The organism is Alistipes sp. D31t1_170403_E11, assembly GCF_015553985.1.
Classification (GTDB): Bacteria; Bacteroidota; Bacteroidia; order Bacteroidales; family Rikenellaceae; genus Alistipes; species Alistipes montrealensis.
On the sequence record NZ_JADNHQ010000002.1, the window covers coordinates 397800 to 421029 of the forward strand.

At 58.4% G+C, this 23230-nt stretch carries 16 protein-coding genes and 1 tRNA gene; 5 read left to right on the top strand and 12 right to left on the bottom strand.

The genetic code is table 11. The annotated features are described in order from the left end of the window. Nucleotides 1–13 precede the first annotated feature (13 nt). The 5 genes from I2E69_RS05030 to dprA all read right to left on the bottom strand — a co-directional run bounded on the left by I2E69_RS05030 (nt 14) and on the right by dprA (nt 4520). Nucleotides 14–433: a hypothetical protein gene (locus I2E69_RS05030; RefSeq protein ID WP_195459367.1), complete on the bottom strand. Its 420-nt coding sequence runs from the start codon at nt 431–433 to the stop codon at nt 14–16. Between the two features lie 36 nt (nt 434–469). Further along, nucleotides 470–1222: a MotA/TolQ/ExbB proton channel family protein gene (locus I2E69_RS05035; protein ID WP_195459369.1), complete on the bottom strand. Its 753-nt coding sequence runs from the start codon at nt 1220–1222 to the stop codon at nt 470–472. A 373-nt stretch (nt 1223–1595) separates the two neighbouring features. Next, nucleotides 1596–2624 carry an asparaginase gene (locus I2E69_RS05040; RefSeq protein ID WP_195459371.1) on the bottom strand — a complete coding sequence of 343 codons (1029 nt, stop codon included), beginning with the start codon at nt 2622–2624 and terminating at the stop codon, nt 1596–1598. 4 nt (nt 2625–2628) lie between these two features. Continuing rightward, nucleotides 2629–3423 carry a TatD family hydrolase gene (locus I2E69_RS05045; RefSeq protein ID WP_195459374.1) on the bottom strand — a complete coding sequence of 265 codons (795 nt, stop codon included), beginning with the start codon at nt 3421–3423 and terminating at the stop codon, nt 2629–2631. Beyond that, the gene (gene dprA / locus I2E69_RS05050) at nt 3420–4520 is read right to left on the bottom strand and encodes a DNA-processing protein DprA (RefSeq protein ID WP_195459377.1); all 1101 of its coding nucleotides are present in this window, start codon (nt 4518–4520) and stop codon (nt 3420–3422) included. Before dprA ends, I2E69_RS05045 begins: the two co-directional genes overlap by 4 nt. A 325-nt stretch (nt 4521–4845) precedes the next feature. Between dprA and I2E69_RS05055 the strand changes: the two genes are divergently transcribed. Beyond that, nucleotides 4846–4916: transfer RNA gene (locus I2E69_RS05055), tRNA-Cys, on the top strand. A 76-nt stretch (nt 4917–4992) separates the two neighbouring features. Here I2E69_RS05055 and I2E69_RS05060 read toward each other — a convergent pair. Further along, nucleotides 4993–5646: a metallophosphatase domain-containing protein gene (locus tag I2E69_RS05060; protein ID WP_229095392.1), complete on the bottom strand. Its 654-nt coding sequence runs from the start codon at nt 5644–5646 to the stop codon at nt 4993–4995. Between the two features lie 214 nt (nt 5647–5860). Here I2E69_RS05060 and I2E69_RS05065 point away from each other — a divergent pair, with 214 nt between their 5' ends. Further along, nucleotides 5861–7045: a glycoside hydrolase family 130 protein gene (locus I2E69_RS05065; RefSeq protein ID WP_195459380.1), complete on the top strand. Its 1185-nt coding sequence runs from the start codon at nt 5861–5863 to the stop codon at nt 7043–7045. 132 nt (nt 7046–7177) lie between these two features. Here the strand turns inward: I2E69_RS05065 and I2E69_RS05070 are convergent, their stop codons facing one another. The 6 genes from I2E69_RS05070 to I2E69_RS05095 all read right to left on the bottom strand — a co-directional run bounded on the left by I2E69_RS05070 (nt 7178) and on the right by I2E69_RS05095 (nt 16412). Then, the gene (locus tag I2E69_RS05070) at nt 7178–8719 is read right to left on the bottom strand and encodes a sulfatase family protein (RefSeq protein ID WP_195459383.1); all 1542 of its coding nucleotides are present in this window, start codon (nt 8717–8719) and stop codon (nt 7178–7180) included. A 154-nt stretch (nt 8720–8873) separates the two neighbouring features. Continuing rightward, complete coding sequence (locus tag I2E69_RS05075; RefSeq protein WP_195459385.1) at nt 8874–9818, bottom strand: DUF1848 domain-containing protein; 945 nt, start codon at nt 9816–9818, stop codon at nt 8874–8876. Between the two features lie 13 nt (nt 9819–9831). Beyond that, nucleotides 9832–11949 (bottom strand): Tex family protein, encoded by a 2118-nt coding sequence (locus I2E69_RS05080; protein ID WP_195459388.1) that lies wholly within the window; start codon nt 11947–11949, stop codon nt 9832–9834. A gap of 139 nt (nt 11950–12088) precedes the next feature. Beyond that, complete coding sequence (locus tag I2E69_RS05085; RefSeq protein ID WP_195459392.1) at nt 12089–13171, bottom strand: trypsin-like peptidase domain-containing protein; 1083 nt, start codon at nt 13169–13171, stop codon at nt 12089–12091. A 14-nt stretch (nt 13172–13185) separates the two neighbouring features. Continuing rightward, the gene (locus I2E69_RS05090; protein WP_195459395.1) at nt 13186–14529 is read right to left on the bottom strand and encodes a hypothetical protein; all 1344 of its coding nucleotides are present in this window, start codon (nt 14527–14529) and stop codon (nt 13186–13188) included. 212 nt (nt 14530–14741) lie between these two features. After that, entirely contained in the window at nt 14742–16412 is a 1671-nt protein-coding gene (locus I2E69_RS05095) for a DUF6377 domain-containing protein (protein WP_195459398.1), read from the bottom strand. 261 nt (nt 16413–16673) lie between these two features. Between I2E69_RS05095 and I2E69_RS05100 the strand changes: the two genes are divergently transcribed. From I2E69_RS05100 to I2E69_RS05110, 3 genes are read left to right on the top strand one after another with little or no spacing between them, the layout of a single operon-like run. Next, nucleotides 16674–18260 (top strand): metallophosphoesterase N-terminal domain-containing protein, encoded by a 1587-nt coding sequence (locus tag I2E69_RS05100; protein WP_195459401.1) that lies wholly within the window; start codon nt 16674–16676, stop codon nt 18258–18260. A 22-nt stretch (nt 18261–18282) separates the two neighbouring features. After that, nucleotides 18283–19872 (top strand): metallophosphoesterase N-terminal domain-containing protein, encoded by a 1590-nt coding sequence (locus I2E69_RS05105; protein ID WP_195459404.1) that lies wholly within the window; start codon nt 18283–18285, stop codon nt 19870–19872. A gap of 25 nt (nt 19873–19897) precedes the next feature. Beyond that, the gene (locus tag I2E69_RS05110) at nt 19898–23215 is read left to right on the top strand and encodes a SusC/RagA family TonB-linked outer membrane protein (RefSeq protein WP_195459408.1); all 3318 of its coding nucleotides are present in this window, start codon (nt 19898–19900) and stop codon (nt 23213–23215) included. Nucleotides 23216–23230 lie beyond the last annotated feature (15 nt).

Here is a 23230-nt window from a genome sequence, read left to right on the forward strand (position 1 = left end):
CGTTTTTACTCAGTTATTTGAATGCGCCCCAGATTTCGGTTGCAACGGCCGTCAGGAAAGCGGCGATGAACGCAACGTAGGTTACGAGGATGCTCGTTTCGGTAATTACGGTTTCACCGTGGCTGAAGAAACCGTTGTTCTGCAGATCGATGATATTCACCGTATGGCCGGCCGAATAGAAATACGAAACGCCGACGACGACGATGATCAACGCCAGGGACAGAATGGTTCCCTTGATGCCTGCCGGGTTTTGGATCATTCCGAAAACGGCGCAGAAAATAGCCGCAGCGACAGCGAACACGAAGAGGAAATATCCCCACATCAGGTTCACGCTGATCGATGCGTCCGAGCCGCCGGTAGCGATCGCGTAGACCAAAAGGACTACGGTGATAGCCATCAGAACACCCAGCAATATGTTTAAAATCTTTTTCATAATTGCTTTTGACTTTTTAATCTTATCCGCGTCGGATTATTTCTTGTTGTAAGCCGTCAGGATATCCATCAGCGTGATGGACGAGTCCTCCATATCATTCACGAGCGAGTCGATCTTCGAAACGATATAGTTGTAGAACAACTGAAGAATAACCGCAGCGATAAGACCCATAAGGGTGGTCAGAAGGGCGACCTTGATACCGCCTGCAACCAGCGTCGGGCTGATATCGCCGGCAGCCTGGATGGCGTCGAACGCCGCGATCATACCGACGACGGTTCCCATAAATCCGAGCATCGGGCTGAGGGCGATGAACAGGCCGATCCACGAAAGGCCCGACTCCATCTGGCCGGTCTGAACCGAACCGTAGGAAACAACGGCTTTTTCGACAGCGTCCAGACCCTGGTCGTAACGGTCGAGACCCTGGTAGTAGATCGAGGCGATCGGACCGCGGGTGTTGCGGCAGACCTCTTTAGCAGCTTCGATGCCACCGTTCTTGAGCGCCTCCTCGACGGAAGCGATGAGTTTCTTCGAGTTGATCGTCGAGAGCGACAGGTACAGGATACGCTCGATAGCCACTGCCAGACCGATCACCAAGCAGAGGAGCACCGGGAGCATCCACTCCCAACCGCCTTCGAGGAACTTCTGCATCATGACGTGGTGCATGCTGTCGCCTGCAACCTGGGTTTCTGCTACAACCGCTTCGGTTGCGACAGCTGCATCCTGTGCGAACGCACTAACGGTACCCAGTACGGACAGGGCAGCCGACGGAATCAAAAAAAGTTTTTTCATAGTTGTGTTAGATAAATTAAATTTGATTAGTTGATCTTTTTATTGTTGTGTTTTTGGTTTCTTCTCTTTCCGGTCGCTGCCGAATGCCGTTTTTTTATTTTCAAACGTTGCCGTCCGTTATTTTTTCAATAAAAATAATTATTTTTTTTGTCTTTCGCAGCCTTCGGAGTGTCCTTTTCTGCTCCGGAGCTGCTGCGGAAGGTTATTTCTGCACATATAGCCGAACCCCGGATAATTCATCCCGGATTCGATTAATGGACTGTAAGCCAATAGTTTCGCATGCTTTTTGCCGCCTGACCCGCCCATTGCTTCCTGCGGAAAGGGTACATTAGCAGTGCGAAATATAGAAAAAAAAATTGTTACATGCAACGGCTTATGCCGTAAATTCTCCGCGCAGGGGTTTGCGCAGGAGCATGCGTGTCTCGTCGTCCGAAAGCCCCAATCCGAGTACGTACATCAACTTGGTGACGGCGGCTTCGGTAGTCATGTCGTAACCGCACAGGACGCCGGTTTTTTGCAGTTGCAGCCCCGTTTCGTAGAGTTCCATCGAGACGCAGCCCCCGCCGCACTGCGTGATGTTGAGAATGATGATCCCGCGTGCGACGGCTTCCCCGATGACGCGGATGAACCATTCGGAAGTGGGGGCGTTGCCGGCGCCGAAGGTTTCGAGTACCACGGCGCGCAGTCCCGGGGCTGAAAGCATGGCCCGCAGGATCTCTTCGCTGAGTCCCGGAAAGAGTTTGACGAGTTCGATGCCCCCGGATAGTTTCGTGGCGATGCGCAGTTGCGGGGAAGTATCCGCGGGCCGCAGGATCGCCGGGAGGTTGTAGGCGATATTGACCCCTACTTCGGCCAGCGGCGGGTAGTTGTAGGAGCGGAAGGCGCTCAGGGCCTCGGCGCTGCGCTTGGTGGTGCGGTTGGCGCGGAAAAGGCGGTTCTGGAAATAGAGCGATACCTCGGGAACCTCCGGGCGGCCGCCGATGCGGGCCCCGGCGATCTCGATGGCTGTGATAAGGTTCTCGCGCCCGTCGGTACGCAGCACGCCGATCGGAATCTGGCTTCCGGTGAAGACGACCGGTTTGGCGAGGTTTTCCAGCAAAAAACTCAGCGCCGAAGCCGTGTAGGACATGGTGTCGGTCCCATGCAGCACGACGAATCCGTCGTAGCGGGCGTAGTTGTCGCGGATCAGGCGGGCGAGGGCCAGCCAGTTCGACGGCTCCACGTTCGAAGAGTCGATCACGGGGGACACCGTGTGTACGTCGATGTCGACGTTAAGGCGTTTCAACGAGGGGAACTCGTCGTAAATGCCGCTGAAGTCGAAGGGGACCAGCGCCCCGGTGGCGGCGTCGGTCTTCATGCCGATGGTTCCGCCCGTGTAAATAATGAGGATCGAAGATCTCATGGTATCAGATTCCTTTGAATATTCGTTTGGCGTTGGCTGTCGTCGCCTCCGCGACCTCCGCCGGTGTGAGTCCTTTGAGTTCGGCGACCTTTTCGCAGACGTAACGCACGTAGGCCGACTCGTTGCGCTCTCCCCGGTGGGGTGCGGGCGTGAGGTAGGGACAGTCGGTTTCCAGCACGATGTCCCGCAGTTCCATTTCGCGCACGACCTCGGCCAGTTTGCTCTTTTTGAAAGTTACCACGCCGCCGATCCCGAAGGCGAAATCGCCGTACTCCTTCAGTTTGCGGTAGGTCCCGATTCCGTCCGAAAAGGCGTGGAAGACTCCCCGGACGCCTTGGCCGCGGTATTCGCGCATGATAGCGGCCGTTTCGGGCCATGCGTCGCGCGTATGCACGGCGATCGGCAGCCCGTATTGCAGCGAGAGGTCGATCTGGCGGCGGAACGCTTCGGCCTGATCGTCCCTGAAATCGCGGCTCCAGTAGAGGTCCAGCCCGATCTCGCCTATGGCGCAGAATCCTTCGATCCCTTCGGGCGGCGTTTGCAGGTAGCGTTCCGCCAGGGCGAGTTCCTCCTGCCAGCGGGGATTGTCGTTTACCGAGGTGGGGTGCAGTCCCATCATCGGGATGCACCGCTGCGGATGGCTGCGGCAAAGTCCGAACAGCCGCTCGTGGCTTTCGGAGTCGATGGCCGGGAGCAGCAGTTGCCCGACGCCTTCGGCTGCGGCGCGGGCTAAAGCCTCTTCGCGGTCGTCGTCGAATGCTTCGTCGTATAGGTGTGAATGCGTATCTGTCAGTATCATAGTTTCATGTATCTGTTTCCGGGCAACTGGCGCACGGCGCCTGCCAGTTCGAGCCCTACGAGCAGCGTCGCCAGTTCGCCGGGATTCAGGCTGCTCAGTTCCCCGAGCGTCTCGACCGACAACGGGTCGTCGGTGCGGAAACACCCCAGCAGTCCGGCCTCGTCGGGCGTCAGTTCCGGCGTCGGGGGCTTCGCCCGCAGCATCGCGGGATTTTCTCCGAGGTCCCACATCAACTCCCGGATCACGTCGTCGGCCGTCAGTACCAACTGTGCTTTGCGGTTGCGTATCAGGTGGTTCGTGCCTGCCGACGCCCGGTCGGTGATGCGTCCCGGCACGGCCATTACCGTCCGGTTGTAGGCGTCGGCGCAGTGGGCCGTGAAGAGCGAGCCGCCGCTGTCGGGAGACTCGGCGACGATACATCCCGCACTCAGCCCCGCAATGATGCGGTTGCGTGCGAGGTAGAAATTGCCGTTCTGCTTCGACTGCGAGTGCAGTTCCGTGACTAAAGCCCCTCCGCGGGCGAGGATGTCGCGCGCCACGTCCGTATGCTGGGCAGGCGTAACGCCGGGCAGCGGGTTGGCTACCACGGCGACGGTCGGCACTCCGGCTGCAAGCGCCGCACGGTGTGCCGCGATGTCGATCCCGAAAGCCAGGCCGCTTATGACCGAGAGTTCCGGAACCCGCTCTGCTAGCCCTTCTACGAGCCGGTTGCAGACCGTCTGCCCGTAAGGCGTCGCTTCGCGTGTTCCCACGATTGAAATACAACGGGCCGAGAGGGCTTCGGTGTCTCCTTTGATATACAGCACATGAGGGTAATCGGGGATTTCCCGCAGGAGCGCCGGGTATTCCGGGTCGGTCGAGGCAATGGCTGTGATGCCGTTGCGGCGGCAGTAGGCGAGTTCCTTTTCCGCGTCAGAAAACCCTTTCCGGCGGACGATCTGCTGTGCTGCTTCGGACCGCAGCTCCGCTTTGCCGATCAGCTCGTCGGCCGTGGCCGCGAAGATGCTTTGCGCATCGCCGAACTGCTCCAGCAGGTGCACGGCGCCTTTAATGCCGATGCCCGGAGTCATCTGAAGGGCAATATCCTCGATGGTCATACCGCGAAAAAACGTTTAGAACGATGTAAAGGTAGCCATTTTCGGGAAATAACGCAACGCAGGGCGGAATTTCGTAAAGAACCGGTTGCAATTGAAAAAAGGTAAGCGCATGTACGCTTACCTTAAGATTAAAAAGTAAATATTTTTTGGAAAGAGCGCAAAGTTAAGCCGAAGTTTTGCAGATTTTAGAAATGTTTGTATATTTGCACTCCCGATGCACTGAAAAATGAAGCCGTATGCTTTGGATTTGCGGAGCCGATCGATCGGATTCCGGGAATTTTGAAAATCCGGCTCAGTTTAAAAGACAGGGTATTCGGGTAAAAATGGTCTGATGGCCGAGTGGCTAGGCAAAGGTCTGCAAAACCTTGTACAGCGGTTCGAATCCGCTTCAGACCTCGATCTGAACGCGAAAGTCCTTGGAAGTTAATACTTTCGAGGACTTTTTTTGTCAGGGCCCGAAGACGGGCCCGTTTTAGATATGAATAACGGTGGGGCGATTGACCGGTTCGTAGTTTTCGTTCACGATACAACCGTTTACAAAGGTTGTCCGGGGCGTTTCATACACTCCGCAGGCTTCGTGGATATGGCCGAACAAATGGTAACGCGGGGCCGTATTCTCTACGCGTCTGCGTAAATCTTCACTTCCCATGTTTGCACCGAATGCCGATTTGTCTAAGATTCCGAATGGCGGGCAATGTGAAATCAACACATCTGTCTGCTCCGGAATCCGGGCGATTTTCTCCGGATAAAGGTCTTCCCAATGGATTTCATCGGATAGGAAGAGCGGTACTCCCCAGATCCGCACGCCTTCGATTTTTATGCCGCTGTTGCACAGATAGTGGCAATTTTCAGGCAGACCTTCGATTTCCGCACCGTCCAGGCAATCGTCGTGATTGCCGGCGATAAAGATTTTATGCCTGTAATCCAACGGGCCGAGCCAACTGATAAAATCGGTAATCTCTTCCTCCGTTCCGTTCCATGACAAATCCCCTGCATGAATCAGTACATCCGCCTGCGGCATATTTTTCATCTCCCGGTGTTTTCCGTGCGTATCGGATAGAAAGGCAATCGTCATTTCGAAGGTGCGTTGGTATATGATCTGAATACTTAGCCGCCCGGCTGTCATAGAGCGAGAGGTTATCTGCAAAGATAGACAAAAAAACAGCGGTGCGGTTATCTGCAACCCTGTTTTGTTTTTGATTTATCCGTTTCCCGGATTTGTCGGGCGGGTTCTGCGCCCGGCCGATTTTTTCCGGTGTAATATGGCGGTCTTTCTCTATTTTGCGTTATTTTTGTTTTTGATAAATATTGGAGTGCAACCAAAAATAAACCTGAATTCTATGAAGAGATCATTCGAAATGCTGCTGCTGGCCTTCGGGGTCGCCGCTTTCAGTTGCGGTGCGGTCCGTGCCGCAGGTCCGGACGACGGCGAAAACCGGCTGCCGGAGTGGGCGCTGGGAGGCTTTGTCCGTCCTGCAGGGGCCAATCCCATTATCATGCCCGACCCGCAGGTCCGGTTTTTCTGCCCCATGCGGCAGGATTCGGTCGGATGGATGGAGAGCGATACGTTCAATCCCGCTGCGACCGTCCGGGACGGTAAAATATGCGTGCTCTTCCGTGCCGAGGACAATTCGGCGACGGGCATCGGCAAACGCACTTCGCGCATCGGTCTGGCTGAAAGCAGCGACGGCGTGGCAATGCAATTCCGCCGTGATCCCATGCTTTTTCCGGCCGAAGACGGACTGAAAGAGTATGAGTGGCCGGGAGGTTGTGAAGACCCGCGTGTCGCCATGGCCGAGGACGGCACTTATGTAATGCTCTATACGGCGTGGAACCGCCGCATTCCGCGGCTCTGCGTAGCTACCTCGCGCGATCTGGTGACCTGGACGAAGCACGGTTATGCCTTCGAAAAGGCCTATGACGGCCGTTTCCGCGACCTGAAATGCAAATCGGCCTCGATCGTGACCAAACTCGACGGCGATAAACTCGTCATCACGCGCGTAAATGGCAAATACCTGATGTACTGGGGTGAGCGGATGATCAACATCGCCACGTCGGACAACCTCGTTGACTGGACGCCCGAAGTGAATGAGCAGGGCGGACTGAAGGGGGTGGTCTTTCCGCGTATCGGCTATTTCGACAGCGACCTGACCGAGTGCGGACCTCCGGCCATCCTGACCGACAAGGGCATCCTGCTGCTTTACAACGGTCGGAACCGCACCGACGACCGCCGCGACATGCGCTATCCGGGCGGCACGTACTCTGCCGGACAGTTATTGTTCGACGCTGCGGACCCGGGTAAGGTCATCGGACGCCTCGACGTGCCCTTTTTCCGCCCCATGGACGATTTCGAAAAGAGCGGTCAGTACAAGGACGGCACGGTCTTCATCGAAGGGCTGGTTTACTATAGATCTAAATGGTATCTCTACTACGGGTGTGCCGATTCGCATGTCGGCGTAGCCGTCTGCGATCCTGCCGCCGGAGCGCCCGGCGACTCCATCCCCGCCGGAAATTCCAAACCTTAAGATGCTTCTCCGGCATTGCTGCTTGCCGCTGACAAAAAACCTCTGCATCCCGGAATCGACGATGCGGAGGTTTTTTGCGATCGGAGTCGGAACTTCGGTTTCGGTCCGGCGTCCATCAATGCCGTTTGTCCTTTACAGATTTTTGGTGTATAGGTCGTTCATGATGTCGAGAACCTGTTTCCAGGAATCGCCGCCGTCGTTGGTCGATTCGGGACCGGGCGTCGATCGTCCGTCCTCGATGTATTTCTTTACCCGGGCCGCCATCTCGCGGACCTGGCCGGCATATGCGGGATTGTTTATCTGGTTGACCTTCTCTTCGGGGTCGCTGACCATGTCGTAGAGCTGCAACGAAGGCCGGCCTTCGATCCTGTACTCTTCGGCGGAGCCGTTGCCTGCATTGAATATCAGCTTGAACTGCGGCGTTCGGTAGGTGAAATAACCGGCTCCCGATGTTGCGATCAGGTCGGTTCGGGACGTATCGCCCGTGCCGTTCAGTATCGGCCAGAAACTGTAACTGTCTTCGGCTTCGCCGGCGTCCGCCCGGTAGCCGAGCATGTCGGCGAATGTAGCGTAGAGGTCGGTCAGCGATACGAGCGAATTATCTGTCCGGCGGCCGTACCGGTCGCCCCACGACAGGATGAAGGGGATGCGGTGGCCGCCTTCCCAGCCGTGCGACTTGTATCCCCTGTAAATATAGGACGGGTAGTGGTCTTTCTTGTTTATCTGCCCCATGTTGATGTATCCGGCGCAGCCGTTGTCGGCAGCGAATATCACGATCGTATTGTCGTACTTGCCGATCTCTTTCAGCTTCTGGTTGATCCTGCCGACGATGTCGTCGATCATCATCACCAGGTCGCCGTAATCGCCGATCGCCGATTTCCCTTTGAATTCCGGGCTGGGAAAAAGCGGGATGTGGGGCGCCGTGAGGGCCATGTAGAGAAAAAACGGTTTGTCGGAGTCCTTGTTCTCGTCGAGGTATTCGAGCGTTTTATCCGCCAGGTGCGGCTGCATGCTCTCCGCACTCCAGTCGCTGTGCCCGACGCCGCCCTTGATCTTGTACAATCCTCCACCGGAGTCTTCGAATACCATATTCGGTTGTTTTTCCGCCATGTCGTTGACAAGGTATAGGTGCGGGGGTCCCGAGGGCGAGGTCAGTCCGTAGAAATAGTCGAACCCCTTGTCGGTGGGGCCGTTGGCTACGCGTTTGGTAAAGTCGATGTCGTCGATCTTCTTTGCCGGTTTGCCGTCCTTGCCGGTCCAGTCCCAGCCCAGGTGCCATTTGCCGATGATTGCCGTCGTATAGTCACAGGCCCTGAACATGTCGGCGATGGTTTTGCGTCCCGGAGCGATCATCGGGGGCGACATGACGCCGAGTACGCCTCCTTTTTTCTCCGAACGCCAGTTGTAGCGTCCCGTGAGGATCGAGTAGCGCGAGGGGGTGGAGAGGGCCGATGAGGCGTGCGCATCGGTGAATGCGATGCCGCGGTTGCACATTTCGTCGAGCCAGGGGGTCTCTATCTTTGAGTCAGGATTGAGTCCCCTTACGTCCCCGATTCCCATGTCGTCGGCAAGGATCAGGATGACGTTGGGCCGCGGGTCTTTTCCCGAGGCTCCGTAGCACGAGGCCAGTGCCCCCAATATGCATGACGACTTAATCAACATTCCGTTTTTCATAGCGTAGATCGGTTAGCGGGTTGTTTCGGCAGAAAACCGAATAGTCAAAGGTAACGATGTTTTACGGGTTTTCCGGATAATATCCGACCTTAAAAGGCCATTTTCCGACCAAGTCGGGCACAGTCTCGGCTTCTCTTTTCCCTCCGGCAATGGCTTACATCAGCTTGAACTGCGGGTCCCGGAGACTTTTTACGGGGCGCTCGCGGATCACGGCATCCTTGTCCAGCTTGTCCGGGGTCCCGATCAGCAGGGGCGATTCCGGGTCGTGCCTGCGCTTGTTGGATACCGCCGAATGGTAATTTCCTTTGATGGCGTAGCAGTAGACGCACCCGTTCAGGCAGCTTTCGTAGCTCCCGATGTCGATGCTCTCGATGCAGTTGCAGACGGCTCGCTGGTTTTTGTCTTTTCCCGCCGCGATCGGATAGCCCGTGATGCGTTCGATCAACTGTTTGTCCACGCAAAGGCCGCCCGGAATACCTAGGCGGCGCAGGTCCACCTTCACCGTGCAGGTGTCTAGCCTAATGCCGTAACCATCGGCGAAAGCCTTGAACGAGACGGCTATCGCCTCGGTCTCCTCTGGTAACAACGGTTCGATGTTCAGTTGTCCCACAGCCCTGCGGATATGGGGGTAGTGGTCGATGAATCCCAGCATGCAGCGTTCCGTGTGGTCTTTCAGTGCTTCCGCCGTGCGGGCGAACGCCTCCCGGTGAAATTCCACGGTGTATTTTTCATTGGTGAACAACGGGTCGTAGCGCCAGATCACCCGCTCCCTCCCGATTTTCTCCGACAGCCTTTTGAAGGTCTCTATCCGTGCCTGCAGCGGAGGCAGGCGGTTTTCCGGCTCGGGACCGTAGGGGTTGAGTGTGTACTGGAAGTAATAGTTGTATGCCCCGAGCCGGTCGAGTTCCCCGAGCATCGGCGCAGGGTTCTTTGTCCAGAACACGATGCAGTCGACGACGTCCGGGTTGAGGGCGATCCGGCTGATCTGCTTCGGATTGTAGGGATTCGGGACCAGGACATACCCCTCCCGAACCCGGTTCATAAACCATTTGGCGTAGAATGCGGGAATGTCGGTCCGGCGGCTGGCGCTTATGATCATGGCTTGCGGTGTTTTACGCTTCGCGGCGCATCGTCAGTGAGATCCGGCCCCGGACGGTGTCGATGCCCGTTACCCGCACCTCGACATGCTGCCCCAGGTGTACCACGTCGGCCGGGGAGGCTACGTAGCGGTCGGCCAGTTGCGAGATATGCACCAGCCCGTCCTGCTTGACGCCGATGTCGACGAAGGCTCCGAACGCCGTGATGTTGGTGACGATCCCCGGCAGGAGCATCCCTTCGCTGAGGTCGCCGATCGTGTGTACATTGGGGTCGAACGCGAAAACCTGCAACTGTTCGCGCGGGTCGAGCCCCCGTTTGTCGAGCGCTTCCAGGATGTCCGTCACGGTCGGCAGTCCCACCTCCCCGCTCACGTACCGCTCCGGTTTCAGGTCGCGGCGCAGCGATTTGTCGTTCAGCAGTTTCTCGACCGTCACACCCGCATCGGCCGCCATCCGCTCGACGATGTGGTATGACTCCGGGTGCACGGCGCTGTTGTCCAGTGGGTTCGCTCCTCCCACGACCCGCAGGAATCCGGCCGCCTGTTCGAACGCCTTGGCGCCCAGCCGCGGCACTTTGAGTAGCGATTTGCGGTTCTTGAAATCGCCGTTTGCCGCACGGTAGGCAACGATATTTTCCGCCAGCGCAGGCCCCAGGCCCGATATGTAGGTCAGGATGTGCTTCGAGGCGGTGTTGATGTTGACGCCGACTTTGTTGACACAGCTTTCCACGACCGTCTGGAGCCGCGCCTTGAGTTTCGACTGATCGACGCTGTGCTGGTACTGCCCCACGCCGATCGACTTGGGGTCGATTTTGACCAGTTCCGACAGCGGATCGATCAGACGCCGCCCGATGCTGACGGCTCCCCGCACCGTTACGTCGTAGTCCGGAAACTCTTCGCGCGCCACGGCCGAGGCGGAGTAAACCGATGCTCCGTCCTCACTCACCATGAAAATCTCCACGTCGCCGAGTCCCAGTCCGCAGACCAATTGTTCGGTTTCGCGGCCCGCCGTGCCGTCCCCGATGGCGAACGCTTCGGCCTTGTACTTGGCGGCCAGCGATTTCAGAGTTTCGGCTGCCTCGGCTTGCCGGCCCTGCGGGGGATGGGGATAGATAGTCGTGTTGTGCAGGAGGTTGCCCTGCGAATCGAGCGCGACGACCTTGCATCCGGTGCGGAACCCCGGGTCGATGGCTACGACGCGCTTCTGCCCCAGCGGGGATGAGAGCAGCAGTTGGCGCAGGTTTTCGGCGAAGACCCGGATCGCTTCGTCGTCGGCTTTCGCCTTGGCCGCCGCAAGCTGCTCGGTTTCGATCGAGGGGCGCATCAGGCGTTTGAACGAGTCGGCCACGGCGGTTTCCATCCATTCGCGCGTCGTCGAACCGTTGCGGATAAACTGCCGGCAAAGGCTTTCGGTGCAATACTCCGCATCTATGTCGATCGTGATTTTCAGGATTCCCTCGTCTTCACCGCGCTGCATGGCCAGGAACCGGTGCGATGAGATGCTGCGCAGGGGCGACGTGGCGTCGAAGTAGTCGGAGTATTTCGCTCCTTCGGCCTCCTTGCCCTTGACGAGTTTCGAATGTACGACGCCTTCGCGCGCAAACGTGCGGCGCAGCGTGTTGCGGGCGCGCTCGTCCTCCGACACCCGTTCGGCGACGATGTCGCAGGCCCCGGCGATGGCCTCCCCGGGAGTCGGCACTTCGGCCGAGATGAAACGCCGGGCCTGCTCCGCGACGTTTCGGGCGTTCTGCGCTAGGATGATTTCAGCCAGCGGTTCCAGCCCCCGTTCGCGCGCCACCGTAGCCCGCGTGCGGCGTTTGGGTTTGTAGGGCAGGTAAATGTCCTCCAGCTCTACCGAATCCCAGCACTCCGCGATGCGTTTGCGAAGCTCCGGGGTCAGCCTGCCCAGCCCTTCGATCGTCGTGAGCACGGTCTGCTTGCGGGCCTCGAGTTCGGTGAGGCGGTCCAGCCACTCCTTGACGGCGCCGACCTGCACTTCGTCGAGCGAACCGGTGGCTTCCTTGCGGTAACGGCTGATGAAGGGGATCGTCGCTCCTTCGCGGAGCAGGCGCACGGTTCCCTGCACCTGGGGCAGGGAAATCTGCAATCGTTGGGATATGATTTGTTCGGTCATGTTCGGAAAAGTTCTCCGGCAAAGATAACGCAACCCGGGGGCACTGCCAAATTTATTCGCCCCCGGCCCGTGCCGGCCGTTCGGCAAAAGCGGCGGATTGAAAACTCAATCCGCCGCTTTTCATACCGGGTAAAATTTCTTAGGCTTCGGCCTTGGAATATTCCGAGAATTCGCACCCGAAACGTTCGACCATCATGTTGTCCATCTCATCGGCCTTGAATGCCAGTTGTACGATGTTTTGCCGGATTTCCTCTTCCGACTCGTCGGTGATGTCCGAGAGGTGGATGCGGTAGGCGATGTAAATCTGGCGCTCCTCGATACCGAGCTTGTAAGGTCCGAAATCTTCGGTCAGCATGTAGTCCAACACCGGTTCCACGTCCTTCTTGGGGAGCAGGTTGATCGGTGAGGTGGAGAAGAGGTAGTTGCCGTCGTAGACGAAGATCCGGATTTCCGAACTGCCCTTGTGGAAGAGCCACGAGTCGTAGCCGTCGCGGGCCAGTATCGGGTTGATCCCCATCTGCTCGATGGCGCTCTCGACGAACGACCCCAGGGGCGACTGCTCGCGCTGGTCGAAGACCCCTTCGGTGAGTTTCTCGCCGCACGAGGGGCAGAATTCCTCTTCCTCTGCGATCAGTTCGTCGCAACTGCCGCACTGCACCTGGAAAATCGTGCGGTCGAACTCTCCGACCGTCTCCAGCAGTTTGCGCAGCGTCTCGACGCGGATACCGAATCCCATGTTGTCGGCCTGCGTGAACTTGCTGACCGTCACGCCCACTACCTCGCCGTTCTCGTTGAGCATCGGGCCTCCCGAGTTGCCGGGGTTCACGGCTGCGTCGGTCTGGATGTAGTATTTGCCGTCCAGGAGCTGCTTGGGCGACGACACCGAACCTTCGGTCACGGTGAAAGGCATGCCGTAGGGATAACCTGCGACGTAAACCTTGCGTCCGATGGCGAGGGACTCGTTTTCGGCGAGGCTGAGTTCCGGCAGCGCCGAGAAATCCCCGTCGACGGCCAGCAGGGCGATGTCGAGTACCGGGTTCACCAATACGACCTTCGCCAGGTAGGGCGTGCGGTCGTTGCTGTGCACGGCGACATGGTGAAACCCTTCGACGACGTGATAGTTGGTTACGAAAAGATTGCAGCTTTTCAGGTAAAAGCAACTGCCCGAGCCTCCGGCGTGCGTCACCTTGAATACCAGTTGGTATATGTTGTTCTGTTCCATTGTTTTGCGCTTTATTAGTCGTTACTCTTTTTACCCATGGCCTGTTCCATCATCTTCATCTGGAATTCGGTCGCCAGACGCATGTACTCCGCCATGTCGCCCCGCATCATCGCCTCCTGCATCTTGGTCTGCATGTCGGCGACCTGCGACTCCATGGCCGCAGCCATCTGCTGCATTTGTCCGACGGCTCCGGCCATCGCTTCCGCAGCCGCTCCGGTGAGGTTTTCCAGCGATTCGTCGTCGTCCGCGTCGAGTTCGCCCTCCATGATGTTGTCCAGCGCTTCGTACAGAATTTCGGAAGCCTCTTCCACCGGTTTGCCGGCCGAACGGCTCAGCGCGCGCGCCGCAACGGCGTTCAGGTCGTCCTGTACGTCGTTGTAGAAATACATTTCGTAGAATTTGTAGAGCATGCGGACTGCTGCGCGCTCGTAGTTCTCGGCCTGGATGGCTTCGGTGGCCTCCTGGTAAACGTCCTTCATGTTCTCCTGGACGTTGTTGAGCGACGAACGCCGTTTCGTCGAGACGAGCGTGTCGATGAAATAAAGGTTGTCGGCCATCTCTTCGCGGGGCATGGCGAGCAGTTTTTCGAGGAAGGCTTTGCCTTTGGCTACCAACTCGGCTACGGGCAGTTCTTTGTCCATGTCGTCGATGGCCTTTTCGAGGTCGTTGGTCAACTGACCCTGCGGATGTGCGAAGTAGGATATTTTGTAGAGGGCCGTGTCGACGACGTTCCATGCATATCCGTATTTGCGCTCCGTCTCGTACTCTTTCACGACATCGAGCGTTTCGCGGCAGGCCTGCTGCACGGCTTCGTAAATGCGCCCGGCTTCCTCTTCCGGATAGGGTGTGATGCGGGGTTCGTAGCAGCGTTTCGCCCCGAACTTGGTGCAGAATTCGTCGTCATAGCGGTCTCCGATGTGGCAAATGTTGCGCAGCACGAAATAGAGCTTGTGGGGATGGCTCTGCGACAGGGCGCATCCGTACTCCATTTTGAGCCGGTCTCCCTGTTTGCGGAACCGGGGCAGCATGAGGCGGTTGATGTTCAGGTCGGCGACCTGCCGGAGCATGGCCACGCGGCCCTTTTCCGGAAGCTGGAGAAAGTCGGCCTCGATCAGCACCCGTCCGTCGCGGACGGTGATGTTTACCAGGATCGAACCGTGGGGAATGTGGAATTCCGTGCCGTCGGTGTTTCCGTATTTCGTACGGAATTCCGGATTGAGGTGGTCGAGCAGCAGGTGCAGCGCTTCGAGGTGCTTGCCCTCGTTGTAGCGGTCGACGCTCTGCTCGTAGGTCTCGACATTGACTTTGCTCTGGGTGGAGCTCAGTATGGGAGCTGTGTAAGCGGGTGTGATTTTCATGATATGGTGTTTAATGCTCTATTGATAATGGTCGTTCTGCCGGGTTTGGCCGTAGCCCGGGTTTTGTAATGATTGACCGCCGGACTCCGTTTCCTTACCTTGTTAAGGTCCGGATTGTTCCGGATCAACAAATATAACAAAATATCGGTCTTTGAGGAACTTCCGGACGACTTTTTTGCAAAAAAACAACGCCCGCATAAGCATTTTCGTCCCTACGAGAGGCAAATCCTGCGTATTTGCTCTTCGATGTCCGACGATTTGTCGATCCGGTCGTTGCGCAGCCGTGCCCGGTAGGTGTAAATCGTCGAGAGCGTGCTGTTGAGAAACAAGGCTATCTGCGCCGAGTCCGAGACGCCCAGCCGGACCAGCGCCAGGTAACGCAGTTCGGTCGAAAGCTGTCTGCTCCGCTTGGGCATGAAGCGCTCGGGATCGAGGAGCAGGGTGCGTACCTGCTCGATGAAGTCGGGGAACAGCCCGAGGAAAGTCTCGTCGAAGAGGCGCAGGAAATTGCGGTGCTCGGTCTGTATCAACTCCTGTGAGCGCAGCGTGATCAGCGTCTGCTCGGCATTTTCGGTTTTGAGCAGTTTGATGATTCCCATGCGGTAGGTATCGAGGCGTTGGATGTACGAACTGCAAAGCTGCATGTACTGGCTCACATATTCCGATTTGATCTTGTTGGCGTCGTTGAGCTGGTCGTTGGTGCGCACCAGTTCGTTGTTGGTGGCATTGAGCCGTTGGTTGATGTCGGTCAACTGGCGGTTGATTTCGAAATAACTGTCTTTGAGCCGTTCGATTTCGCGTTTGCGCCGCAGGGTGTGGATCGCCTGCCAGAGAATGATGATCAGCAGCACCGAGAGCGATATGGCCGTGAAGAGCGTCAGCAGCAGTTTGCTGTGCATCGATTTGTCGAACGACCGGGTGATCATGTCCAGCGATTCGGCGTATTGCCCCATTCGCAGGCGGTAGTTGCTGACCGTCAGGTCATTCAGCGTGCGTTTGATGTAGGCGTTCGCCAGCCGTATCTCCCCGGTTTCGTAGAGTATCTGCGCCAGCCGGTAGAGCGACATATGGGCGCGCGTCGAGGCTGAGAGTTCGTAGATCGAGGCGCGCGCGGCCCACAGCATGCCCTGCCGGTTGTCGCCCATGTCGGTATAGTTGCGTGCGATCTGATAGATGATGTTGCCTTTCTGGAATATATCGAGGCTGTCGATGTCGTCTCTGATGAGCCCTTCGAGTTTTTCCAGCGCTTCCCGGTTGCGTCCTTCGAGGCGCAGCAGTTCGGCTTCGAAATTCTTTTTCTGGTAGGCGATGCGCGGTCCCGAAGCGCGGTTGAGATAGGCTTTAAGGTAGTATTTGAGCGAGTCGTCGTAGCGGCGCTGCACCTCGGGGAAAACGCTGAAACGCTTCGATTCGCGGAATACCGTGGCCCGGGTGCGGTAGTAGAGCGTCAGGTCGACCTCCCGGCTGTTCGTGGTGTCGACGCCTCGCAGCACGCGGTTGGCCTCCGCGAGTTCGACGTTGCCGATCAGAACGATGGCCGTACGGACCTTGGCGTCGTTGATCAGCCGTTTGTCGCCCAACTGCTCGGCCAGCGCGCGGGCCTGCATGCAGTAGTAGGCCGACGAGTCGAGCTGGAAGTGGCTGTAATGGCCCGCCAGGGTGATGTAGGCCCAGGTCCGTGTCCTGTCGCTGCGGGTGGTGTCGGCAATGTATTGGTATTTGCGGATGATGTTGTGGCGGCGGCCCACGTAAACCGCTTCGTTCCGGATTACGTCGTTCAGTTCATGGATCGCCGCGTCGATCTCGCGGTCGAGGTCGTCGTGGCAGCCGGTCGTCAGGAGGGCCGTGACGGCAAACAGCAGGCAGCGGAGGTTTCGGTTCATGGCAAATGGCGTGTTTCGGTCAGACAAGATAGTAAAATTCGGTTTCAAAAAAACGTTTCGGAGGGTTTTTGGACCGTTGCGGGGTTGTTGAGAGGTTTGATAAAACAAGTCCGATTTATTCTCGGGGTATTGATATTCATTTGATTGCGTTTTCGATGGGTTTGATTTTTCCGGGCCTCCTGCGGGGGCTGTCTATTTATGGGTACATTTGCCATACCGACAAACCCGTTGCCAGGCGGCAACACGCAAACCCAACCAAAAATGAACCGAATCTTGAATTGCCTTTCATCGGCCGCGCTTGCATTGATGCTTTTCGCAGGCTGTTCGTCCGAATCTTCGCCGGAGAATCCGGCGCCTCCTCCCGCCGGGGCGGGGGATGTCTGCGGATATGTCCGCTGCAACGGCCAGGGCATCGCCGGAGTCGTGGTTTCCGACGGCGTGAACGTCGTGAAAACCGATGCCGCAGGTTATTATTCCTTTGCGAGCGACCTCGCTTCGGCCGACTTCGTGCGGATTTCCGTGCCTTCGGGCTACGAGACGGCCCGCGACGGAATCCTTTCATCTTTTTATGCCCCTATCGACCCCGCCGCCACGGGCGTGCAGCGCTTCGACTTCGACCTGACGGCCGTGGACAATACTCGCCACCTGCTGCTGGTCATGGCCGACATGCACATTTCGGGGCGCAAGCCGGGCTATCCCGACGATGCCGGAACGGTCGTCGCCGAACTCGATGCCAAACAGTGCCGGGATCGTTTCATTCCCCGCCTTGCCTCCTATGCCGCCTCGGCCCCCGAGGGCTACCGTGTCTACGGACTGAATCTGGGCGACATGACCCATTCGGAGTACTGGTACTCGAAAAACTACTCCTTTCCGCAGTATATCGAGTCGATGAAGGGGATCGACTTCCCCGTTTTCCACGTCATCGGCAACCACGACTACTGCCACAAAGTTGCCGACGATACGGCCGATGCACAGTATAAAGCGGCGCTGGGCCCCACCTATTATTCGTTCAACCTGGGGAGCATCCATTACGTCGTGCTCGACGACATGATCTACAAAGGTTCGAACGCCTACTCCACGCGCATCGACGACCGGCAGATGGAGTGGCTCCGCAAGGACCTCGCGGCGATGGACCCGGCCCTCCGCGACGTGGTCGTCGCGATGCACGTTCCCACTGTCAACAGCCTCCAGACAGACGGCTCCTATAAAAAGGCCCTCGAAAATTTCGACGAGTTCTATGCGCTCTTTGCCGGCTATAACCTCACGGTGATGAGCGGACACTGGCATCATGCCCATTCGGTCCGCATCGGCGACAAGGCTGTGGAATACATCCTTCCGGCCGTGTGCGGCACATGGTGGTACAAACTCCTTTGCAACGACGGGACCCCGGCGGCTTTTGCTGCCTACACCGTCAACGGAGCTTCCATGAGCCACCGCATCGTGCCGTTCGGGGAGGAGTATGCCGCGGAACGCTACCGCGTCTACAACAAGGGAGTTACGACCAATACCGGGACCGTCGCTCCCGGCGCATCGTCGGACCCTGCCGGAGGTTCGCCCGCTATTTTGGTCAATCTCTGGGAGATGCGTCCCGACTGGACCTTCACCTGCTACGAGAACGGCGTACAGACTTCGGGCCGGCTGACGCGCGTGGCGCGCTACGACCCCATTCACCGCGACTTCTGCAACCGGGAGCTGATCGGATGGGTGAAGTATTCGTGGTGCGCGACGGTCCGTACGGCCGACCACTGGCTGCAATACGTCCCGGCCGACCCTGCGGCTGCCGTCCGCATCACGGTTACCAACCAGAAAGGATCGTTGCTGCACGTCATCGACACGAAGATCGAATAATCCGAATCCATACCACTTTTATATGATGAAAAACAGAAAATTTCTGCTCTTCCTGGCCGTTGCCGTGTTGTTCGCGGCGCCGGCCCGAAGCGCCGGACTGCCGGCCATTCCCGATAAATCGGGGGTTACGGTCAAAGGTTATGTCGCGTGCGAAGGCCGCGGCATCGAGGGGGTCGTCGTCTCCGACGGCTTCAACGTCACGAAAACCGATGCCGAAGGCCGCTACTGGCTCAAAACCAAACTCTCGCGCTCCGAGTTCGTGATGATCTCCACGCCGCGCGGCTACGATCCGGAGGTCTATTCCGGATTCCTGCCCAAGTTCTTTTACGCCCTCGACAAGACGGCGGATAAAAAGAGCGTCCAGCAGTTCGACTTCCACCTCACACGCGCCGCCAACGACGACTACACGCTGCTCGTCGTGGCCGACGAACACGTCTCGGGCCGTGTGATCGACATTCCGCCCGGCAGCGGCAACGTCATCGCCCCGGTCGATTCGGTCCAGTTCCGCGACGACTTTATGCCCCGGCTGGTCGGGTATGCCGACAGCGTGATGCAGCGCATGCCGGTCTACGGGCTCAACCTGGGCGACATGACCCACTCGGAATACTGGTTCCGCAACAAGACGGGCATGCCCGAGTACCTGCGGCTCGCTAAAGACACCCCCTTCCTGATGTACCACGTCATCGGCAACCACGACCATTGCCACAAGTACGAAACCGATTACGAGGCCGAAGCCGAATACCGCAAGTATTTCGGTCCGACCTACTACTCGTTCAACCTCGGCAAGGTCCACTACGTCGTGCTCGACGACATGCTCTACCACGGCCGCAACAAGTACGACAAGATCATCGCCCCGGAACAGTTGGCGTGGCTCTACAAGGACCTCAAGGCGCTCGACCCCTCGATCCGCCGGCTCGTCGTGGCCTGCCACGTGCCCCTGGTGGCCAACAACGGCGCCTGGGACGATATCTGGTATAACCTCAAGAACAAGGACGAACTGTTCGTGCTGTTACAGGACTACGACGTTACCATTATGACCGGCGACTGGCACACCGAAGGCACGACGCGCGTCAGCGACCGCATGGTGGAGTACGTCCATCCGGCCATTACGGGCAACTGGTGGTATCGGCAGGGCATCTGCTGCAACGGCCATCCCGCCGCTTTCACCGAGTATGTTTTCCGGGGCGACTGCCTCGAAAGCCGGTCGCTTGTCGACTGGGCCGACGGCAACAGCAAGCGGCAGTTCCGGGTTTACAACAAAGGCGTGACCTCGAACACCGGGATTGCGAGCTCCTCGGCGCTCGATCCTGCGGGCGGCGCACCGTCGGTGCTGGTTTTCTTCTGGGGGATCGCCCCTAACTGGACGTTCGTCTGCAAAGAGAACGGCGAGCAGACCTATGGCCGCGGCCGGCTGGTCCAGCGCTACGACCTTGCGGCCCGTTCGCTGGTCGAGGAGGGCATCATCCCCTACGAGCGTTATACCTGGCTCAAGCAGAAGCCTGTGCGCCTCTACCTCTACACTCCGAAGGACCCCGACGCCGAGATCGAAATCGTGGGTACGGACCACATCCTGAACCGCGATTTCCGGGTGGTCACACGGATCGAAAAATAACCGAAGTCCCCTAATACTACCTAATATGAGAAAATTCTACAAAATGATCGGAGCGCTGCTTGTGCTGGTATCGGTCACCCTCTCTTCGCTGACGGCCCAGACGGCCGCCGGAGTGAAAGGCGTTGTGACCGACAGCGACAGCGGCAGGCCGCTTGCCGGTGTGAGTGTAAAACTCTCCGGCGCGGCTGCGGCAACCACGACCGACGCAAAGGGCGCTTACACCATCCGGGTGTCCTCCGCCGAGGCCGTACTCGAATTCTCCCTGGAGGGATACGTCGCCCGGAAGGTCCCCACCGAAGGCCGGACGCAGGTCGACGTGGCATTGAAACCCGTGTCCCAAACCCGGGAACCGGGCGTGGTGAAAGGCGTCGTGACCGACAGCGACACCGGCGGCCCGCTGGCCGGCGTGACGGTCGTGCTCTCGGGTTCGACGCGCGGAACCACGACCGACGCAAAGGGAGCCTACACCCTCCGGACACAGTCCGCCGAGTCGGTGCTCGACTTCTCCTACCTGGGCTACGTTCCCCAGAAAATCCGCGTCGGCAACCGTTCGCAGATTGATGTCGGGCTGGTGGCTGACAACAAGGACATCGACGAAGTGGTCGTGATCGGTTACAGCGAGGTGAAGAAAACCGACCTCACGGGTTCGGTGACCAACGTCAAGATGGGCGACATCAAGGACATTCCGGTGGTCTCGGTGGACCAGGCGTTGCAGGGCCGTGTGGCCGGCGCCGACATCATGTCTACGTCGGGCGACCCGACCGCCTCGACCTCGATCCGCATCCGCGGCACGCGCTCGATCACCGCGTCGAACGAGCCGCTGATCGTGGTCGACGGCATCATCGACGCCGTGCACGACCTGAGCGACATCAATTCGGCCGACATCGAGTCGATCTCGGTGCTCAAGGACGCCTCGTCGACGGCCATCTACGGCGCACGCGGGTCGAACGGCGTAATCATCGTCACTACGAAGAAGGGCAATCCCACGGTGAGCAAACCGTGGATCACGCTCAAGGCCGATATGGGCTTTTCGCAGCTTCCGCGCAACCTCGACGTGATGAACGCCACGGAGTTCGCCCTCTACCGCAACGACGTGACCTATTTCAACTGGCAGATGGGCAACCGTCCGGTCCAGGACTACACCTACAACAACCCCTATTCGCTGGGCCGGGGAACCAACTGGATCGACGAGATCACCCGTACGGCTCCCTACCAGAACTACAACCTCTCGGTGTCGGGCCGCTCGAAGACGAGCAGCTACTTCGTGTCGCTGGGTTACAGCGACATCCAGGGTATCGTCGACGACAGCGGTTTCCAGCGCACGACGGCCCGCGTCAACGTCTCGCACGAATTCGCCAAGTGGTTCACGGCGGGCGTCAACTCGTCGATCTCCTACCGCGACGAGGCCAACAACAAGGCCAACATCGGCGGCTCGTCGGTGTGGAACGCCGCGACTTACCTGGCGCCCATCCTGGGTCCCGAGGACACCTACAACCCCTTCTACGGTTCGGGCCAGACGATCAACAACCCGCGTTTCACGATCGACCTGAACGAGAACACGCTCGAGCGATTCGCCTCGACTAACACCCTCTATGTGGACATCAAACCTGTCGAGGGGCTGAAGATCAGCAGCAAGTTCACCTACTACCTCTACCAGCGGCACGACTACCGCTTCTACCCGAGCACGCTGCCCGTTAAGAACGAAGGCGAGGGCGGCGAGGGCTACCGCGCCGAGTACGACACGCGCACGCTCTCGACCGAGAACACCGCGACCTACGCCTACACCTCGAAAACGGGCCACCAGTTCGACGTGATGGGCGGCTTCACGGGCTCGAAATCGCGCCTCAACGGCATGGAACTCACCGCCAAGGGGCTGATCGTCGACGACAACAAGTGGAACAACATGAACGGCATCTACGACAAGGAGAACTACACGTGCACCTCCTATACCAACTATGTTACGAAGATGTCGGTGCTGGCCCGCGTGAACTACAACTACAAGAAACGCTACTACCTGACGCTGACCGGCCGTTACGACGGATCGTCGAACTTCGCCGCCAACCACAAGTGGGGCTTCTTCCCGTCGGCAGCCGTCAAGTGGAACATCTCCAACGAGTTTTTCATGCGCCGCGTGCGCTGGGTCGAGGAGCTGTCACTGCGCCTGAGCGCCGGACGCACTGGCAACGACGCCATCAAGCCCTACCGTTCGATCGAGGCCTACACCTCGACCTCGGGCGGCTACCTGCTGGGCGGCTCGCAGTCGACGGCGTACTACCCGGTGCGCGTGGCGAGCGACAACCTGACGTGGGAGACCACCGACCTCTACAACGCCGCCATCGACGCTTCGCTGTTCAAGAAGCGCCTGAACATCACCTTCGAAGGCTACATTTCGAAGACCCGCGACCTGCTGCTCTCGGTCCAGAAAGCCGCGCAGTCGGGCTATACGAGCCACTTCGAGAACATCGGACGCACGTCGAATAAGGGCCTCGAGCTGACCCTCGAGACGCGCAACATCGTTAAGCCCAAATTCTCGTGGTCGACGTCGCTCACGCTCTCGCACAACAAGCAGATGGTCGAGGACATCGGTACGGAGGATTTCGTCAGCGCCATGAACAGCCCCGGCAACAGCCAGTACATGATGTACGGCTATGTCAAGGGTCGGCCGCTCAACGCCCTGTGGGGCTTCAAGTACGGCGGCGTGTGGCACAACCAGGAGGAGATCGAACGCAACAAGGTGACCCACACCTATGTTTCGGCCACGACCGCGATCAACCCCGGCCTGCCGCGCTACGTCGACACCAACAACGACGGCTCGCTGGACCAGAAGGACCTGGTCTACCTGGGCAACGCCGACCCCACGATCTACGGAGGTCTGCAGAACACGTTCAACATCGGGCAGTTGAAGGTCGGCGTCTACTTCGCCTATTCGCTCGGCGGCAAAATCTACAACTACTCGGAGCTCTACATGGCGGGAACCTACTCCACGAACCAGTACCGCTATATGGCCAACTCGTGGCATCCGGTGCGCAACCCCGACTCCGACCTGCCCCGCGCGGGCGGTGTGCAGGTGCATGTCCCGAGCGACCTGCAGGTGCACGACGCGTCGTACCTGCGCCTGAAAAACGTCTCGGTGGCCTACACGTTCGACCTGCGCAAGCGGGTGAAGTGGCTGCGCGACATCACGCTGAGCGTCAGCGGCGAAAACCTCTACCTGTGGTCGAAGTACAACGGTTTCGACCCCGACGTTTCGACTTCGAGCGAAAGCTCGACGCTGCGCCGCGTCGATATGGGCGCCTATCCGCGGGCGCGCACGGTGATTTTCAGTGTTCAAATCCGCTACTAATCAAAAAACGACTAC

Coding starts and splice junctions, on each gene's coding strand:
- dprA (WP_195459377.1), bottom strand. CDS start 4,520: ATGACCATCGAGGATATTGCCCTTCAGATGACTCCGGGCATCGGCATT.
- I2E69_RS05090 (WP_195459395.1), bottom strand. CDS start 14,529: ATGAAAATCACACCCGCTTACACAGCTCCCATACTGAGCTCCACCCAG.
- I2E69_RS05075 (WP_195459385.1), bottom strand. CDS start 9,818: ATGATCATAAGCGCCAGCCGCCGGACCGACATTCCCGCATTCTACGCC.
- I2E69_RS05110 (WP_195459408.1), top strand. CDS start 19,898: ATGAGAAAATTCTACAAAATGATCGGAGCGCTGCTTGTGCTGGTATCG.
- I2E69_RS05045 (WP_195459374.1), bottom strand. CDS start 3,423: ATGATACTGACAGATACGCATTCACACCTATACGACGAAGCATTCGAC.
- I2E69_RS05085 (WP_195459392.1), bottom strand. CDS start 13,171: ATGGAACAGAACAACATATACCAACTGGTATTCAAGGTGACGCACGCC.
- I2E69_RS05100 (WP_195459401.1), top strand. CDS start 16,674: ATGAACCGAATCTTGAATTGCCTTTCATCGGCCGCGCTTGCATTGATG.
- I2E69_RS05040 (WP_195459371.1), bottom strand. CDS start 2,624: ATGAGATCTTCGATCCTCATTATTTACACGGGCGGAACCATCGGCATG.
- I2E69_RS05095 (WP_195459398.1), bottom strand. CDS start 16,412: ATGAACCGAAACCTCCGCTGCCTGCTGTTTGCCGTCACGGCCCTCCTG.
- I2E69_RS05030 (WP_195459367.1), bottom strand. CDS start 433: ATGAAAAAGATTTTAAACATATTGCTGGGTGTTCTGATGGCTATCACC.
- I2E69_RS05060 (WP_229095392.1), bottom strand. CDS start 5,646: ATGACAGCCGGGCGGCTAAGTATTCAGATCATATACCAACGCACCTTC.
- I2E69_RS05105 (WP_195459404.1), top strand. CDS start 18,283: ATGATGAAAAACAGAAAATTTCTGCTCTTCCTGGCCGTTGCCGTGTTG.
- I2E69_RS05070 (WP_195459383.1), bottom strand. CDS start 8,719: ATGAAAAACGGAATGTTGATTAAGTCGTCATGCATATTGGGGGCACTG.
- I2E69_RS05035 (WP_195459369.1), bottom strand. CDS start 1,222: ATGAAAAAACTTTTTTTGATTCCGTCGGCTGCCCTGTCCGTACTGGGT.
- I2E69_RS05080 (WP_195459388.1), bottom strand. CDS start 11,949: ATGACCGAACAAATCATATCCCAACGATTGCAGATTTCCCTGCCCCAG.
- I2E69_RS05065 (WP_195459380.1), top strand. CDS start 5,861: ATGAAGAGATCATTCGAAATGCTGCTGCTGGCCTTCGGGGTCGCCGCT.